Below are 16,971 nucleotides of genomic sequence, written 5' to 3' on the forward strand. Positions count from 1 at the left end.
GAGCTTGGCTCAGAAAATCCAAAGACACAAATCGATCCGTGATATTCCAACTTCACAACGATGCCAACCAGGCGCGAAAAATGCGGCCGGACCTGCGTAAACAGGGCCGACCGCATCCGTTAGAAAAAGTTAGCGTTTGCGCTTCTCGCGCACGCGCATGCTGAGATTGATCGGGCTTCCCTCGAAGCCGTAGATCTCGCGCAGGCGACGCTGAATGTAGCGACGGTAGCCGGGGTCAAGGAACCCGGTGGTGAACACCACGAACGTCGGCGGACGGCTCGAGGCCTGAGTGCCGAACAGGATGCGCGGCTGCTTGCCGCTGCGCACGGGGTGTGGGTGAGCTGCGGCGAGCTCGGCCAAAAATGCGTTGAACTTGCCGGTGGCGATGCGGGTGTCCCACGACTCGAGTGCGAGCTCGAGGGCTGGAACCAGCTTCTCCATGTGGCGACCGGTTTTGGCGGAGATATTCACGCGCGGGGCCCAGGCCACGTGGGCTAAGTCCTGCTCGATTTCACGTTCGAGGTAGCGACGACGGTCGTCGTCGATCTGGTCCCACTTGTTGAATGCGAGCACGAGCGCACGGCCCGACTCGATCACAAGGTCGATCACGCGCACGTCCTGCTCGCTGATAACCTCGGTCACGTCGAGCAGCACGACGGCCACCTCGGCCTTTTCGAGGGCTGCGCTGGTGCGCAGCGAGGCGTAGAAATCGGCGCCCTGTGAGAGGTGAACACGACGACGGATGCCGGCGGTATCGACGAAACGCCACACCTTGCCGCCGAGCTCAACCTGCTCGTCCACCGGGTCACGGGTTGTGCCGGCGAGCTCGTTGACGACAACGCGCTCCTCCCCCACGACCTTGTTGAGCAAGCTGGACTTGCCGACGTTCGGGCGGCCGAGGATGGCCACGCGGCGAGGGCCACCGACCTCCTGCTTGGCAACGTTGGAAATTTCGGGCAGCACGAGCAGAATCGCGTCGAGCAGGTCGGCAACGCCACGACCGTGCAGGGCAGAGACCGGCCATGGCTGGCCGAGGCCGAGCGACCACAGGCTGGCCGCTTCGGGCTCCTGACGCACGTCGTCGACCTTGTTGGCGATCAGGAAGACCGGCTTGCCGCTTTTGCGCAGCATGCGCACGACGGCCTCATCGGTCGATGTCGGGCCCACGTTGGAGTCAACGACGAACATGACGAGGTCGGACAGGTCAATGGCGATTTCAGCCTGAGCGGTGACGGAAGCGTCGATGCCCTTGGCGTCTGGCTCCCAGCCGCCGGTGTCGACGAGGCTGAACTTGCGTTCGTTCCAGTCGCCCTTGTACGCGACGCGGTCACGCGTGACCCCGGGGGTGTCCTCGACAACGGCCTCACGGCGGCCGAGGATGCGGTTGACCAGTGCCGACTTACCCACGTTCGGGCGGCCGACGATGGCGATCACCGGAACGGCGGGCAGGTACTGGATCGCGTCGGGATCGTCGGTGACGGCCTGCAGCACGTCGAGGTCTTCCTCGTCGAGGTCGTAATTGTCGAGGTCGGTGCGCAGCGCGGCTGAGCGCCGGGTGGCCAGTTCCTCATCGAGATTGGCGAGTCGTTCCGCCAGCTCGGTGTCGAGCGCTGAGCTCGTGTCGTCGTATTCGTTACTCATTCAAAGCCCGCTTCGTGCGTGTGTGTATGACGTCGATGACCGCTTCAATGGTCTGCTCGAAGTCGAGGTGGGTGGAGTCGACGGTTATCACACCGTCTGCGGCGCTCATGAAATCGACAATCTGTGAGTCAGCGCGATCACGCGATCGCAGCTGTTCTGCCACGGTTTCAGCCGACTGGGTCGTTATTTCCGCAGAGCGTCTAGCCATTCTAGCCTCCTCGGATGCCGTGAGTAGAATGCGCACCGCTGCCTCGGGGGCGACGATGGTCGTAATGTCGCGTCCTTCGACCACAACGCCGGGCCGATCAACGTTCGCGGCCAAGCTGCGAAAGAGTTCGGTGAGCGCTGCCCGCACCTCGGGAACGCGGGCGACAGCGCTGACCGTTGCACTAACTTCCGGAGAACGGATGGCGTCGGTCACGTCGGTCTCCCCCACCGTCACGAAGTACTCGTCGGGGTCGGTACCGATCGAGTAGTCGAAGTCTTTCAGGAGCGCGGCGACGGCATCCGCTTCGGTTGTCTCGGTTTTTCGGTCGAGAGCCAGCCAGGCCAGCGCCCGGTAGGCGGCGCCGGTATCGAGGTAGGCGAAGCCGACGCGGCGGGCGACAGCACGGCTTACGCTCGACTTGCCGCTGCCGGCCGGCCCGTCGATCGCGACGAGGGTGGGGAGGGCGTGACGTGCCATGCTTTAACCAGCAATCCGCCAGCCGCGGGCGGCCAGCTCTTCGGTGAGGCGGGTGACAGCCTCGGGCAGTACGGAGATTTCGGCGAGGCCGATCTGGGCACCCGGCGAGTGTTCCAAGCGTAAGTCTTCGAGGTTGACGCCGAGGTCGCCGATGTCGTTGAGCAGGTGGGCGATCTGACCGGGCTGGTCGTTGACCATGACCACCATCGACGAAAATCGACGATCCTGGCCGTGTTTTCCGGGCAGTCGGGCAACGCCGGCGTTGCCGCCGCCGAGTTCTTCGGCGATTTGACGCTGCGCTCCCGGCTTGGTGGGGTCTTCGAGGGCGTCGATGAACCGGTCGAGGTCGTCGCGGTAGGCCCGCAGCACATCGCGCACCGGACCGGCATTGGCGCCGAGAATCTGCACCCACAAATCGGGGTCGCTCGCTGCGACGCGAGTTACGTCGCGCAAGCCCTGACCAGCCAGGTTGAGCGAAGAGTTCGCGGCACCGGTGAGTCGGCGGGCCATCAAAGTGGAGATGACCTGTGGAACGTGCGAGACCAGGGCAACGCCGAGGTCATGTTCCTCGGGGGTCATCTCGACCAGAATGGCGCCGAGGTCAAGGATGAGGTCGTCGATTGCTCCGGCCTGACGGTAGCTGATCGCGTCGTGTGCGGCAACGACCCAGGGGCGGCCGATGAACAGATCGGCGCGGCCGGAGAGCGGACCGCCCCTCTCCCGACCGGCAAGCGGATGCGATCCGATGTACCGGCTGATATCGGCGCCACGCTCGCGCAGCTCGGCCAGCGGAGCCAGCTTGACGCTCGCGACATCCGTCACGATCGCGCTCGGGTAGGCCTCGAGCTCTCTGGCGACGATGTCGGCGGTGACGTCGGGCGGCACGCAGACCACGATCAGCTGCGGTTGGTCGTCTGGCTGGGCGGCACGCCCGGCTCCGTAATCAATCGCGATGCGCAGGTTGGTCGGTGAGGCATCGCTAAGAATCGTTTCGATCTTACGATTGCGCAAACCGAGGCCGACGCTGGTTCCGAGCAGGCCGACGCCGACGATACGTACCGGGCCGACGAGGCGGCTTTCAGCCATGGATTTCAGTCCTTAGTTCGCGCGGAGTTAGTTAGCATCAGGGCGAGCGCTCGGTGCCTGGCGGGACACGGTCAGCAGCTGGCCCAGTTCTTCGCGGGTGAGTTCCCGCACTGCGCCCTGCTGCAAGGTGCCGAGATTCAGGGGGCCGAACTGGCGACGCACCAGGTCAACCACCGGATGACCGACGGCGTCGAGCATCCGTCGCACGATACGGTTACGACCGGAGTGCAGGGTGAGCTCGACCATACTGTGGCCGCCGCCTGGAGGGCTCGTGAGGATGCGGGCCTTGTCGGCGTGGATGGGGCCATCCTCGAGTTCGATGCCGCTCTGCAACTGGCCGATGGTCTGCGGCGAGACGCGGCCCTCCACTTTGGCGATGTAGGTCTTCGAGACGCCAAAGGAGGGGTGCGCGAGCACGTGCGCGAGGTCGCCGTCGTTGGTGAGAATGAGCAGGCCGCTGGTCTGGGCGTCGAGCCGGCCCACGTTGAACAGGCGTTCATCGAACTGGTCAGTGAATTCGCGCAGGTCGGGGCGACCGCTCTCGTCCTGCATCGAGGAGACGACACCGACCGGCTTGTTGAGCATGAGGTAGCGGCGGGTGGTGTCGAGCTGCACGGCCACGTTGTCGACGGCGACCTGATCGGTTTCGGGGTGCACGCGGCGACCGAGCTCGGTGACGACCTTGCCGTTCACCCGCACGCGACCGGAGGTGATGAGGTCTTCGGAGACGCGGCGGCTGGCGACGCCGGCCGAAGCCAACACCTTCTGGAGGCGTACACCGTCGGCAGCGGCCTCCGGGTTGAAGTTGGGGTCGCGGGGCGTCACGTCATTGGTCGAATTGGCGTTGCGGGTGGTGTCCTGGGTCACAGTAGATCCTCGAATCCGTCGGTGCCGCCGTCGAGCAACGGCGATAGGTGGGGTAACTCGTCGAGCGAGTTGATTCCGAGCTGGGTGAGCAGCAAGTCTGTGGTGGCGTAGTTGATCGCGCCGGTTTCGCTGTCGGTGAATGCCTCGGTGACCAGGCCGCGCCCGAGCAGAGTGCGCACAACGGAGTCGACGTTGACCGCCCGAATGCTCGCGACCTGGCCGCGACTGATCGGCTGCTTGTAGGCGATCACAGCGAGCGTTTCGAGAGCAGCCTGGCTGAGCCGGCTGGGATTCTGAGTCAGCACAAAGTCGGTTACGAGTTCATCGTGGGTGGCACGCACATAGATGCGCCACCCGCCGGCGATCTCGCGCAGCTCAAAGCCGCGGCGCACCGTTTTGGTCCCATCCGCGCTGCGGAGGCCGTCGAAATCGGCGACCAGCCGGGCAACGGATGCCGCCACCTCGGCGATGGGCCGCCCGACAGCGGTGGCGAGGTGCACGAGCCCTTGCGGTTCGTCAGCGACCATGAGCACGGCTTCGAGCTGGCGGTCGAGAGCGTGGTCGTCGGATGACACTGCTGCTGTTTCGCGAGCTGCCGGGGCAACGGATGCTGCGGCATCCGTTTGCGGCGTGCGTGACCGCGAGTCAGTCGTCGGGTCTCTAATTGTCATAGTCAGCTCCGAGCGAGGCGAGGTTTTCGTCGTTCCAGTCGCGCCCGTTTAGGGACTGGGTGTTCCAGCGCAGGCTGAGCTCGCCGAGGGGCTCGATTTGGTCGTAGGATACGGCACCGTGGCGGTACAGCTCGAGCACCGCGAGAAAGCGGGCGATGATGACGCCCTTCTCGTCGGTGCCGGCGATCAGTGCGCGAAACGAGACCGGCTCCCCCGGCTGCAGCATGGCGACGACATAGGCGGCCTGTTCACGGATGCTCACGAGCGGCGCGTGCAGGTGGTCGAGGCCCACAGTGGGCAGCTCCCGCGGCGCGAGGGCGACGACGGCCAGCGCGGCGAAGTCGGCGAGGGAGAGCGTCCAGACCAGCTCAGGGGTCTTCTGGCGGTACTTCTCTTCGAGGCGCACCGAGCGCACGTGTCGGCGGGTCTCAATCGCAAGCTGCCCGCTGAACCAGGTCGCGGCCTCCTTGAAGGCGCGGTACTGCAGCAGGCGGGCGAACAGCAGGTCACGGGCTTCGAGCAGGGCCACGTCTTCGGCGTCGACGAGTTCGCCCTGGGGAAGCAGCCCGGCCACCTTGAGATCAAGCAGTGTCGCGGCGACGACCAGAAATTCTGTGGCCTGGTCAAGTTCTTCGTACGGCTCAAGGTCGCGCAGGTAGGAGATGAACTCGTCGGTGACCTGACTGAGCGAGATCTCGGTGATGTCGAGTTCGTGCCGAGTGATCAGTTTCAACAGCAGGTCGAACGGACCCTCGAAAACGCCGAGGGCGACCGAAAACGCGGGCTTCTCGGCCGCGCTAGGCGACTGCGCCACGGTGGATCAATTCGCGGGCCACCTGCAGGTAAGCCTTGGCAGCGGCGTGTTCTGGCGCGAAGTCGGTGATGGGCACCCCGGCCACGCTCGCGTCGGGAAATTTGACGGTGCGTCCGATGACGGTTTCGAGCACGCTGTGACCGAAGGCGTCGACGACGCGCTCGAGTACCTCGCGAGAGTGCAGGGTGCGGGCGTCATACATTGTGGCGAGGATTCCGTCGAGTTCGATCGCCGGGTTGAGGCGGTCGCGCACCTTGTCGATGGTTTCGATGAGCAGGGCGACACCGCGCAGGGCGAAGAATTCGCACTCCAGCGGAATCAGCACGCCGTGGCTCGCGGTGAGCGCGTTCACGGTAAGAATACCGAGCGACGGCTGGCAGTCGATGAGAATGACGTCGTAGTCGCCGGACACCTTGCGCAGCACACGAGACAGAATCTGCTCACGGGCGACCTCGTTGACCAGGTGCACCTCGGCGGCAGAGAGGTCGATGTTGGCCGGAATGACATCGAGTCCCTCGACCGAGGTCGGCTGGACCGCGTCTTTCGGATCGACCTTGCCGTTGAGCAGCAGGTCGTAGATGGTGGTGACGTCGTGCGTGGGCACGCCGAGGCCGGCCGAGAGGGCGCCCTGCGGATCGAAGTCGATCGCGAGCACGCGGCGACCGTAGCTGGCCAGGGCGGCACCGAGGTTGATGGTCGTCGTGGTCTTGCCGACGCCACCTTTCTGATTACACAGGGAGATGATGCGCGCCGGTCCGTGGCTTTTCAACGGCTCCGGTTCGGCGAATTCATGTTTTTCGCGTCCCGTCGGGCCCACCGGCATCTCGTCGAAACCGGGAAGCGAAATTCGCTCGCTCAACTTACGCGTCACTGGCCCGCCCTTGATTTGTCCTGCACCCATCACTTGGTTGATTCTAGCGATTAGATCGCCCAGTCTCCGCAAGGATCGCCGCTGGTGCCGCCCATCCCGCTCCCGCGGAGTTTTTAGCGGGCCCGGGGGTGGGAGAGGGTGTACATGTCGCGCAGGGTGTCAGCAGTGACCAGGGTGTAAATCTGGGTGGTGGCGACCGAGGAGTGGCCGAGCAGTTCCTGAACGACGCGCACGTCGGCGCCCCCGGCCAGCAGGTGTGTGGCGAAGGAGTGCCGCAGGGTGTGCGGCGATACCGGCACGGTCAGTCCGGCTCGTTCGGCGGCGGCTCGGATGATCAGCCATGCGTTCTGCCGACTGACCCGTTGCCCGCGCAGCCCGAGAAACAAGGCCGGGGTCGAGCGACCGCGCGCGGACAGCTTGGGCCGGGCGCGCACCAGATAGTCGGAGACCGCGGCGCGCGCGAAGCTGCCGACCGGAACGATGCGCTGTTTGTCGCCCTTGCCGGTGAGCCGCACCGAGTCGAAGCCTTCCAAGCGCACGTCGTCGACGTTGAGGTCGACGACCTCGCTCACCCGCGCGCCGGTCGCGTAAAGCAGCTCGAGCAGGGCCTTGTCGCGCAGGCGCTGCACGTCGTCGCCGTCGGTCGCCGCGAGTAGCGCGGTGACCTGTTCGATCGAGATGGCCTTGGGCAGGCGCAGAGCGAGTTTGGGTGGCTTGCTGTCGTGCGCGACATCCGTTTCGACCACACCTTCACCGAGCAGAAACCGGTGGAATCCGCGCACGGTCGAGAGGATGCGCGCTATCGACGCGGCGGTCAGCGGCGAGTTCGGACGCAGGCCGAGGTACTGCACGAACGTCGACACGTGGTTTCGGGTGACAAGTCGCAGATCGGTGATCGGCCGCGGCGGCGCGGCTGCAGCGGCCGCCACACCCACGTCGGCGGCACCGGTTCTCTCGGTCAGCCACGCCGTGTACAACCCGAGATCGCGTCGGTAGGCTGCGACGGTGTTCGCGGCGAGGCCGCGCTCGACCGCCACGTGCCGCAGATACCCATCCACCGCCGTGGCGATCATCATGTTCAGGCCGGGCGCTCTCAGGCCGTGACGTGCCGGTTGAGTGGATGCCGCGGCCACGGCAGGTCCGCCGGCGCGAGTGTGCTCCACCCGCGTGAACGGGCCACATGGGCGGCGAGCACCCCTAGTGCCAGGATCGGGTTCTCCACCCGACGTGCCATGACGGCGTCGACGCAGTCGTCGAGAGACACCCAGCGCAACTCGATATCGGCTTCTTCTTCGGTGCGCGCGAAGGCGGGAACCGTCGAGACGCCGCGCGCCAGGTAGACCCGGATGGCTTCGTTGCTACCGCCGGGCGAGGTGTAGAACTCGGTGAGCAGCGCCCAGTCGATGGCGACGACATCCGCTTCTTCGGCAAGCTCGCGCTGAGCGCCGATCAGTGCATGTTCGCCGCTCACGTCGAGCAGTCCGGCCGGCAGTTCCCAGCCCCGCAGGCCGGTCGGGTGCCGGTATTGCTTGATCAGCAGTACCCGGTCGTGCTCGTCGAGGGCGAGCACGGCAACCGCGCCGGGATGGTCGAGGTATTCGCGGGTGATGCTCGCGGCGTTGTACTCAAAGCTGTCGCGGCGCACGTTCCAGACTGCGCCGTCGAAGACGACGTCGCTCGCGGTCACCGTGGCCGGAGCCACGTCATCCTGCAGCGGTTCAGGCACTGAGCTCTTCCTTCACCTCGAACAACCGGCTGGCCTGCTGGCGGTCGAGGGCTGCGGCGATGAGGCCACGAAACAGCGGATGAGCGTGGTTCGGTCGTGATCGCAGCTCTGGGTGGGCCTGAGTTCCGACGTAGAACGGGTGCTCGTCGCGCTTCAGCTCTACGTATTCGACCAGGTGGCGGTCTGGGCTGGTTCCGGAGAACCACAGGCCGGCCAGGGCGATCTGATCGCGGAAAGCGTTGTTGACCTCGTAGCGGTGACGGTGCCGTTCCGACGCGGAGTTTTCGCCGTACAACTCGGCGACGAGGGAGCCTTCGGCCAGGGTGGCCGGGTAGAGGCCGAGGCGCATGGTTCCGCCCAGGTCGCCGCTGGCGATGATCTCGACCTGCTCTTCCATGGTCGCGATGACCGGAAACTCGGTCTCCGGGTCGAACTCGCTCGACGAGGCGCCGGGCAGGTCGGCCTTGTTGCGGGCGTATTCAATCACCATGCACTGCAGCCCGAGGCATAGGCCGAGCACCGGGATGCCGTTTTCGCGGGCGAATTTGAGGGCGCCGAGCTTGCCCTCGATGCCGCGGATTCCAAAGCCGCCGGGCACGCAAATTCCGTCGAGTTCACCGAGCAGGCGCGCGGCTCCTTCGTCGGTTTCGCAGTCGTCGGAGCCGATCCAGACGATTTTGACCTTGGCCTGGTTGGCAAAGCCGCCGGCTCGCAGCGCCTCGGTGACCGAGAGGTAGGCGTCCGGCAGGTCGATGTATTTGCCGACCAGGCCGATGGTGACCTCGTGCTTGGGGTGGCGCACGGCTTCCAGCAGGTTTTCCCAGCCGGTCCAGTCGACGCCCTCGGCGACGAGGCCGAGCGCATTGACGATGTACTTGTCGAGGCCCTGGTCGTGCAGCATGGTAGGAATCTCGTAGATCGACGCCACGTCGACGGCGTTGACCACGGCGTCTTCGTCAACGTCGCACATGAGCGCGATCTTGCGCTTGTTCGACTCGGAGACGGGCCGGTCGCTGCGCAGCACGAGGGCGTCAGGCTGGATTCCAATCGAGCGCAGGGTGGCGACGGAGTGCTGCGTGGGCTTGGTCTTCTGCTCGCCGGCCGCACCGAGGAAAGGCACGAGCGAGACGTGCACGAAGAAGACGTTGCCGCGGCCGAGTTCGTGGCGCACTTGGCGGGCGGCTTCGAGGAACGGCTGGGATTCGATGTCGCCGACGGTGCCACCGACCTCGGTGATGATCACGTCGGGGCGCACCTCATCACTCGCCTGCAGGCGCATGCGGCGCTTGATCTCGTCGGTGATGTGCGGGATGACCTGCACGGTGTCGCCGAGATACTCGCCGCGGCGTTCCTTGGCGATCACCTGCGAGTAAATCTGCCCGGTCGTCACGTTGGCCGACTGGCCGAGGTTGATGTCGAGAAAACGTTCGTAGTGCCCGATATCGAGGTCGGTCTCTGCACCGTCGTCGGTCACGAAGACCTCGCCGTGCTGGAACGGATTCATCGTACCCGGATCGACGTTGAGATACGGGTCGAGCTTCTGCATGACAACCCGCAGTCCGCGTGCTGTGAGTAGGTTTCCAAGGCTGGCTGCCGTCAAGCCCTTACCGAGCGAGGAGACCACACCCCCGGTCACGAAAATGTGCTTTACGGTGCCGCTTGGATTGCGCGGGCCGTTTGATCTGTCCGTATTTATATTTTTCACCACGGGCTTCAATGCTATCACTTGATTTTTGTCGCAGACGGGGATGGGGTGGGCTGAGCGAGCTCGAGCAGTTCCCTGGCGTGTTCGAGGCCGCTCTTCGAGTCGGGCAGACCAGACAGCAGACGGGCCATTTCGGCAGCACGACCCTCGCCGCGTAACTGGCGCACGCTCGAGGCAGTGACGGATCCATCACTGTCCTTGACCACACTGAGATGGTTCACGGCGAACGCCGCGACCTGGGCGAGGTGGGTGACCACGATCACCTGGGCGGTTTCGGCCAGGCGGGCCAGCCGCCGGCCAATTTCAATCGCGGCGGCGCCGCCGACGCCTGCGTCGATCTCGTCGAAGACGAAGGTGGGCACCGGGTCGGTCGCGTTGATGACGACCTCGATCGCGAGCATGACCCGAGACAATTCGCCACCGGATGCCCCGCGCGCGAGCGATCGCGGCTCGGCCCCGGCGTGCGGCTGCAGCAGCAGGCGCACGAGGTCGCAGCCGGTGACGGTGAATTCGCCCCCCGCTTCGACCTCCACGTGGAGGACGGCGTCCGGCATTGCCAGCGCGCCGAGCTCGGCGGTGACCAGGGCGCCGAGACGCACGGCTGCCGCTGCGCGGAGCGTGGTGAGGGCGGCGGCTAGGTCGGTGACCAGCAGATGGTCGGCATCCGTTTCAGCTGTGAGGGTTTCGATGCGGTCGGAGTCGGAGTCGAGCTCAAGCAGGCGGGTGCTGCCGGTGTCCAGAAATTCGATGGCCTCATCGAGGCCGCCGGGGTATTTGCGGGCCAGGATGCTCAGTTCGGCGCGGCGTTCCTGCGCGATTTCGAGTTCGCGGGCGCCGTCGGCGTCGAGGCCGGCCAGGTAGCTGGAAAGTTCGGCGGCGATATCCGCGACGACGAAACCAACGTTGGCGATCGCGGTGATGAGCGGCGGCAGTGCCACATCGTGGGTGGCTACCCGGTCGAGGGCTCGCCTAGCGGTTTCGAGCAGCGCGACAACGTCGGGCAGGTCGTCGGGGTTGTCTTCGGCGGAGATGAGCTGGCGGGCCTGTTCGCCGGCCAAGCGGAGCTCTTCGAGGTTGCCGAGGCGTTCGGCGCGTTCACCGAGCTCGGTGTCTTCGCCGTGTTGCGGGGCGACCGTTTCGATCTCAGCGATGGCGGCCCGCAGGTCCTCGGCTTCGCGGGATCGCAAATCTTGTTCGGTGACGAGCCGGTCCAGGTCAGCCTGATTGGCCTGCCAGCGGTGGAAGGCGTGCTGGTAGGCGGTGAGCGCTGCTGAGAGGTCTGGCCCGGCGAAGCGGTCGAGGGCGTCGCGTTGGGCGGCGGCCGAGCGCAGGCGCACTTGGTCACTCTGGCCGTGCACGACGACGAGGTCATTGCGCAGGTCGCCGAGTACGCTCGCCGGAGCGCCGCGTCCGCCGACTGTGGCCCGGCTTCGCCCTTCGCTCGAGACGGAGCGTCCGAGAATGAGTTCGGGGCCGTCGAGGTCTCCCCCGGCGTCGCGCACGCGTTCGGCGACCGGACCGTCGGGGTCGATGACCCAGCGACCCTGTACAAAACTTTGCGGCTGGCCCTGCCGCACGGTGCCGGCATCCGCTCGATCGCCGAGTAACAGGCCGAGCGCAGTGACCACCATGGTTTTTCCGGCGCCGGTTTCACCGGTGACGGCGGTGAATCCGGGCCCAAGCGGCAGCGTCGCCTCGGCGATGACGCCGAGGTCGCGAATGAACAGCTCGTCGATCATCGGATTACTCGCGACCGACCGGGCCGCGCCAGCCGGTGACCGGCAGGTTGAATTTGTTGACCAGGCGGTCGGTGAATGGGCCGATGTGCAGGCGGGCCAGACGCACCGGTACGCTCGAGCGGCGCACGATCACGCGGGCGCCGGTCGGCAGGTCATGGGTGCGGCGGCCATCAGCACAGAGCACGGCACGGGCGCCGGTGCGAGAGAGCACCTCGACGGCCAGGGACGAATCGGGGCCGACGACGAGTGGTCGGGCGAACAGGGCGTGAGCGCTGAGCGGAACCAGCAGCAGTGCTTCAACCCCGGGCCAGACGATCGGGCCGCCGGCTGAGAACGAGTAGGCGGTCGAACCGGTCGGAGTAGACAGCACGACGCCGTCGCAGCCGAACGACGACAGCGGCCGACCGTCGACCTCGACGACCACCTCGATCATACGTTCGCGGCTGGTTTTTTCGACAGTGACCTCGTTAAGTGCCCAGGTTTCGTAGACGACCTCGTCGGCGAGCTTGACTCTGACCGACAGGGCAAGGCGTTCTTCGACCTCGTAGTCGCCCTTGAGGGCGCGACGCACGGCTTCACCGAGGTCGTCCCGCTCGCTTTCGGCAAGAAAGCCGACGTGTCCGAGATTGATGCCGAGCAGCGCGGCCGAGCAACCACGCACGAGTTCGGCCGAACGCAGAATGGTACCGTCGCCACCGAGCACGATGACAAGTTCAAGTTCGGACGTGCGCACCGAGTCACCGAGAATCGCGATATGGCCATTCAGCTCCGGACAGGCAGCCAGAAGGTCGGCGCGTTCATCGCTCGCGAGCACCGGTACGGCCCCGGCAGCCAGAAGCTGCTTACAGACCGTCGAGGCGGCTTCGAGCGAGTCGGCGCGGCCGGTGTGGGCGACGATCAGAAAGTACCGCGGGGTGTCGCTCAACTCGTCACGCCCCCACCACGGTTTCGATCCGTTCCATCCATTCTGTCGGATTTGTGCCGGTTGTGGCGCTCATCCAGCACAGATATTCATGGTTTCCAGCCGCACCGATGATGGGTGAGGCGATCACGCCGCAGGTTTTCAGGCCCAGGTCCCAGCCGGCCCACAGCACGCCGGCGATCGAGTCACTTCGCAGGCCCTTGTCATGCACGATCCCCTCACGGATACCGCCGCGGCCCACCTCGAACTGCGGTTTGATCAGCAGCACAAAGTCGGCGCCGGGTGCTGCCGTGGCCGCCAGGGCGGGCAGCACGGTGGTGAGGGAGATGAACGACAGATCGGCCACGACCAGGTCAGGTCGGGTGTTGATTCCGGATGCCCCGGCGAGCGTTTCCGGCGTTGCGTAGCGGATGTTATAGCCCTCGACCAGTTTCAGCCGCGGCTCGGTTCTCAGTTGCGCTGCCAACTGCCCATGGCCGACATCGGCCGCGATCACTTGGGCGGCGCCGCGTTCCAACAGCACCTGGCTGAAACCGCCGGTGCTCGCGCCGGCATCGAGCACGGTACGCCCGGTGACGCTCAGGCTGAACGCGTCGAGGGCGGCGATGAGCTTGTGGGCACCGCGGCTGACATAGTGGTCGGTCGCTGCCACCTCGAGAACAGCGTCTGCTGAGACTTTGGTGCTGGCCTTCACGACCGGGAGGCCGTCCACCGTGACGAGGCCGTCGGCGATGATTTTGGCCGCGACAGTTCGCGAGCGAACCAGCCCACGATCGGCGAGAGCGGCGTCGAGGCGGGAGGCGGGCATCCGTTCTAAAACGCTGTCAACGTCGGGCTGGTCGACTTCTGGAAGGTCGGCGTCGTTCTCAGGCATGGGTGTGTCTGTTTCCTGGTCGTTGGGTGTGCCGGTGCCGGTCATGCCTGGTCGGCGTCTTCGAGCCGTTCGCGCAACTGCTCGTGCAGTTCGCCGAACGCCGCGGCGCGCGCCTCGAGCGGCTGGGTCTCGATCTTCGCCAGTTGCGCGGCAAGGTCGACCGGTACGGGTTCGAAGTTCACAGCTCTAGGCTACTGTGCGAGATACAGTCGCTCCGGAACGTTGAGTCCGTAGATCGCCCGCCCGGATTGATAGATCGCGGCGCAGGCGGCGCGGAGCAGGTTGATTCCGCCGTCGCCGTCTTTGACGATTTGCACGTCGTTGCCGTGCACTCGAACGCTTGCACCTTCAACCGTCGCCGTCGAACCGTCCTTGGAGAACACGGTCTCCGGGTACGGCTCGTGCAGCTGCCGCAGATTCTCGATGATGAAGGTCGGCCGCGAATCCTTATCGGCGGCCAGGGCCTGCTTGGCCCCGTCGATGCCAGTGAGTACGAGCACAGCAGGAATTCCGGCCCGGTTCGCGCCCAGAATATCGGTATCGAGGCGGTCGCCGATGAAGAGCGCGTTCTGGGCGCCGAATCGACGAGTGGCTTCCAGAAAGATGGCCGCTTCGGGCTTGCCGGCCACGAGTGGCAGCCGTCCGACCGCGGTATGCACGGCCGACACCAGCGTGCCGTTGCCGGGAGCGATCCCGCGGGCGACAGGAATGGTCCAATCGGTGTTGGTGGCGATCCACGGAATGCCCGTGCCGACACCGTCGGCGTTGAGCGCGAAGGCCGCTTCAGCAAGGTGCACCCAGCCGACCTCCGGCGAGAAGCCCTGGATCACAGCGGCAGGCTTGTCGTCTGCCGAGCGGGTCACCACGAATCCAGCCTTGGTGACCTCGTCGACCAGACCGTCGCCACCGACCACGAGGATACTCGCGCCTGGTCCGACCTGCTCGGCGAGCAGCCGCACGGCTGCCTGGGGGGAGGTGACGACATCCGCTGCCGCCACGCTCAACCCGAGTTCGGAGAGGTGCTCGGCGACCGACTGATCGGTGCGCGAGGCATTATTGGTGATGTAGCCCACGCGAATCGTCTCCGCGGCGCGGTTCAGGCTCTCCACGGCGAAGGGGATCGCCGCGGGGCCCGCGTAGACCACTCCGTCCAGATCGGACAGTAGAACGTCAACGCCGTCCAGCGGCGTCGCCCACTCAGGCTTTCGGTGATGCAGCATTCGGCTCCGTCTCGTCGTCTGCGTCGGTAATTGAAACGGATGCCGCAGCATCGGTTTTCGCGTTGGTCCCGTTGTCGATCTCGACGTCGGTATCGGCGTCGGTTTCGGCGGTGTCAGCCGCTTCGGTGACGATGTCGTCCGCGTCCGCGTCGGCATCGGCGGCCTCGGTAATCGGCCGGTCGACAGCGTCGAATCCAGCTTCGGCAACAGCACGAGCCGCATCGCCGGCAGCCACAGTGTCGTCTTCGTCGTCGTCTACGTCTCCGGCGTCCGTGGCGAAGTACGCCAGCGCGGCGTCGTCATCCTCTTCCATTTCTTCGATTTCGACGGTCTCGTCATCGTCACCGGAGGCCCCGAGGGCAGCGTCGGCGCGGGAGGCCCGCTGGAGCCACTCGTCCGCTTCGTCCTCGCGGCCAAGTTCGCTCAGCACCTCAGCGTAGGCGGCGAACAGCTCGGGGCTATAGGAGAAGGCCGTGTTCGGGTTGAGCTGCGGAATTTCGAGTTCAACGAGCGCGGCATCCGTCTCACCGAGGTCTAGTCGTGCGCCGGACATGGCGATGGCCAGGCCAACCTGCACGGAAGGGGACAGAGCACTGCGATCGACTGAGCGGCCGAGCTCGAGGGCACGGTCGGGGCGTCCGACGCCACGTTCACTGTCGACCATGAGGGGAAGCTGATCGTTCGAGCCGGAAATACGACGATAGGTGCGCAGCTCGCGCAGAGCCAAGGCGAAGTCTCCGGTGGCGTAGGCGGTGATCGCGAGGCTTTCACGCACAACACCGATGCGGCCGGCCCGACGGGCAGCGCTCATCACGTGCTGGTGCGCCAGCTGCGGATCCTCGTCGATGACGCGGGCGGCCATCGCAAGGTGACGGCCGACGGTTTCGGCGTTCTCCTTGGTGAGGGTCTTGAGCTCATTGCGTGCAATGCGGTCAAGGTCATTGACCGAAATGTCGTCGGGAAGTTCCGGGTCGTCGTGACGCGGACGCACCGAGCGCAGCTCGCGCTGCATACGCTGCTCTTCGGTCATCTCCTCTTCGACGACGCGGGCATCGCGGTCATTACGGGCCGGGGCACCGTCGCGGGTCCACAGCTTTTTGCCGGCATCGACGCGCGGAGCGCCGGCCCGGTTCGGCGAACCGCCGCGCTGGGTCCACGGCTTGCTGTCGTTGTCGCCTCTGGGACGGTCGTTGCTCGGCCGGTCGGAGTTACCCCGATACGGAGCACGGTCACCCTGCGCCGGACGATCTGAATTACCTCGGTAGGGGGGACGCTCGCCCTGAGCGGGACGGTCGGAGTTACCCCGATAAGCAGGACGGTCGCCCTGAGCGGGACGGTCGGAACTTCCGCGATACGAAGCACGGTCGTTCCCGCCGGAAGGACGATCGGAGTTGCCGCGGTAGGGCGGTCGCTCACCCTGCGCCGAACGATCAGAATTACCCCGATACGGGGGACGCTCACCCTGCGCCGGGCGATCAGAATTACGGCTGTACGCAGCACGATCGTTTCCATCGGACGGGCGATCAGAGTTACCGCGATAAGGAGCTCGGTCGTTGCCGCCGTATGCGGGGCGATCAGAGTTGCCCCGGTACGGTGCACGATCGTTTCCACCGGAAGCGGGGCGATCAGAATTACCACGGTACGGAGTGCGCTCTCCGCCCTGCGCTGGACGGCCCGAGTTGCCTCGGTGAGGAGGACGTTCGCCACCCTGCTGCGGTCGGTCGGAATTGTCGCGGTACGGTGGCTTCGCGCCATCGCGTCCACCGGAAGGTCGCCCGTTGGAGGGTCGGCCGCTCTGGTTCGAACGACGGTCATCCTGACCGTTGTTACGGGAATCGCCGTCGCGGGGTCCTGAAGGGCTCACTGTATCTCCTGTGTAATTAGTCCGGCGTCTCGACAGACCTAGTAAGCCTAACCGCTCACGCAAAACCGTGCAGAGTGCTCAAGCAAATTTGAACTGAGGGGCGAGTGTTCCGACGCTCCGCAGGGTCCAGCTCTGGGATCATCCATCCCGACACTGCACGTTAACACAAAAAAGGCCACCCGAAGGTGGCTCGTTAAGTAAAAGGGCCACCCGTGGGTGGTGTGTTAAAGCAGAAAGGCCATCCCGTGAGGGATGGCCTTTCTGGTGTTTCTAAGTTAAGTCCGGC

The 16,971-nt window shown here is 65.5% G+C and carries 17 protein-coding genes; all 17 read right to left on the reverse strand.

Going from position 1 to position 16,971, the window contains the following annotated elements:
* Positions 1-129: 129 nt before the first annotated feature.
* Complete coding sequence (gene der / locus CXY73_RS03380; RefSeq protein WP_104176839.1) at positions 130-1,641, reverse strand: ribosome biogenesis GTPase Der; 1,512 nt, start codon at positions 1,639-1,641, stop codon at positions 130-132.
* Complete coding sequence (gene cmk / locus CXY73_RS03385) at positions 1,634-2,326, reverse strand: (d)CMP kinase (protein WP_104134427.1); 693 nt, start codon at positions 2,324-2,326, stop codon at positions 1,634-1,636. The genes der and cmk overlap by 8 nt, the downstream gene beginning before the upstream one ends.
* Before the next feature lie 3 nt (positions 2,327-2,329).
* The gene (locus CXY73_RS03390; RefSeq protein WP_104176840.1) at positions 2,330-3,412 is read right to left on the reverse strand and encodes a prephenate dehydrogenase; all 1,083 of its coding nucleotides are present in this window, start codon (positions 3,410-3,412) and stop codon (positions 2,330-2,332) included.
* Between the two features lie 27 nt (positions 3,413-3,439).
* Positions 3,440-4,237, reverse strand: coding sequence for a pseudouridine synthase (locus CXY73_RS03395; RefSeq protein ID WP_104134446.1), 798 nt, complete (start codon positions 4,235-4,237; stop codon positions 3,440-3,442).
* A gap of 38 nt (positions 4,238-4,275) precedes the next feature.
* Positions 4,276-4,950 (reverse strand): SMC-Scp complex subunit ScpB, encoded by a 675-nt coding sequence (locus CXY73_RS03400; RefSeq protein ID WP_104176841.1) that lies wholly within the window; start codon positions 4,948-4,950, stop codon positions 4,276-4,278.
* On the reverse strand, positions 4,940-5,764 hold the full coding sequence (locus CXY73_RS03405) for a ScpA family protein (RefSeq protein WP_104134424.1): 825 nt from the start codon (positions 5,762-5,764) through the stop codon (positions 4,940-4,942). Before CXY73_RS03405 ends, CXY73_RS03400 begins: the two co-directional genes overlap by 11 nt.
* Positions 5,748-6,587 (reverse strand): ParA family protein, encoded by an 840-nt coding sequence (locus CXY73_RS03410; RefSeq protein ID WP_233198115.1) that lies wholly within the window; start codon positions 6,585-6,587, stop codon positions 5,748-5,750. Before CXY73_RS03410 ends, CXY73_RS03405 begins: the two co-directional genes overlap by 17 nt.
* Positions 6,588-6,748: 161 nt before the next feature.
* Positions 6,749-7,711, reverse strand: a complete 963-nt coding sequence (locus CXY73_RS03415) for a site-specific tyrosine recombinase XerD (protein ID WP_104176843.1) — start codon at positions 7,709-7,711, stop codon at positions 6,749-6,751.
* Positions 7,712-7,728: 17 nt separating this feature from the next.
* Positions 7,729-8,361 (reverse strand): NUDIX hydrolase, encoded by a 633-nt coding sequence (locus tag CXY73_RS03420; RefSeq protein WP_104176844.1) that lies wholly within the window; start codon positions 8,359-8,361, stop codon positions 7,729-7,731.
* A complete protein-coding gene (locus CXY73_RS03425; protein WP_369831206.1) occupies positions 8,354-10,066 on the reverse strand; it encodes a CTP synthase in 1,713 nt (570 codons plus the stop codon). Before CXY73_RS03425 ends, CXY73_RS03420 begins: the two co-directional genes overlap by 8 nt.
* 17 nt (positions 10,067-10,083) lie before the next feature.
* On the reverse strand, positions 10,084-11,805 hold the full coding sequence (gene recN, locus CXY73_RS03430) for a DNA repair protein RecN (RefSeq protein ID WP_104134420.1): 1,722 nt from the start codon (positions 11,803-11,805) through the stop codon (positions 10,084-10,086).
* A 4-nt stretch (positions 11,806-11,809) separates the two neighbouring features.
* A complete protein-coding gene (locus CXY73_RS03435; protein WP_104134419.1) occupies positions 11,810-12,730 on the reverse strand; it encodes an NAD kinase in 921 nt (306 codons plus the stop codon).
* 4 nt (positions 12,731-12,734) lie between these two features.
* Entirely contained in the window at positions 12,735-13,535 is an 801-nt protein-coding gene (locus CXY73_RS03440) for a TlyA family RNA methyltransferase (protein WP_104134444.1), read from the reverse strand.
* Positions 13,536-13,642: 107 nt separating this feature from the next.
* Entirely contained in the window at positions 13,643-13,783 is a 141-nt protein-coding gene (locus tag CXY73_RS22230) for a hypothetical protein (RefSeq protein ID WP_199184203.1), read from the reverse strand.
* 9 nt (positions 13,784-13,792) lie between these two features.
* Positions 13,793-14,821: an HAD-IIA family hydrolase gene (locus tag CXY73_RS03445; RefSeq protein ID WP_104176845.1), complete on the reverse strand. Its 1,029-nt coding sequence runs from the start codon at positions 14,819-14,821 to the stop codon at positions 13,793-13,795.
* Positions 14,799-15,851, reverse strand: a complete 1,053-nt coding sequence (locus CXY73_RS22570; RefSeq protein WP_233198114.1) for a hypothetical protein — start codon at positions 15,849-15,851, stop codon at positions 14,799-14,801. Before CXY73_RS22570 ends, CXY73_RS03445 begins: the two co-directional genes overlap by 23 nt.
* The gene (locus CXY73_RS03455; protein WP_104176846.1) at positions 15,848-16,636 is read right to left on the reverse strand and encodes a hypothetical protein; all 789 of its coding nucleotides are present in this window, start codon (positions 16,634-16,636) and stop codon (positions 15,848-15,850) included. The genes CXY73_RS22570 and CXY73_RS03455 overlap by 4 nt, the downstream gene beginning before the upstream one ends.
* Positions 16,637-16,971 lie beyond the last annotated feature (335 nt).

This window comes from Cryobacterium sp. Y50 (assembly GCF_002929805.1).
Taxonomy (GTDB): Bacteria; Actinomycetota; Actinomycetes; order Actinomycetales; family Microbacteriaceae; genus Cryobacterium.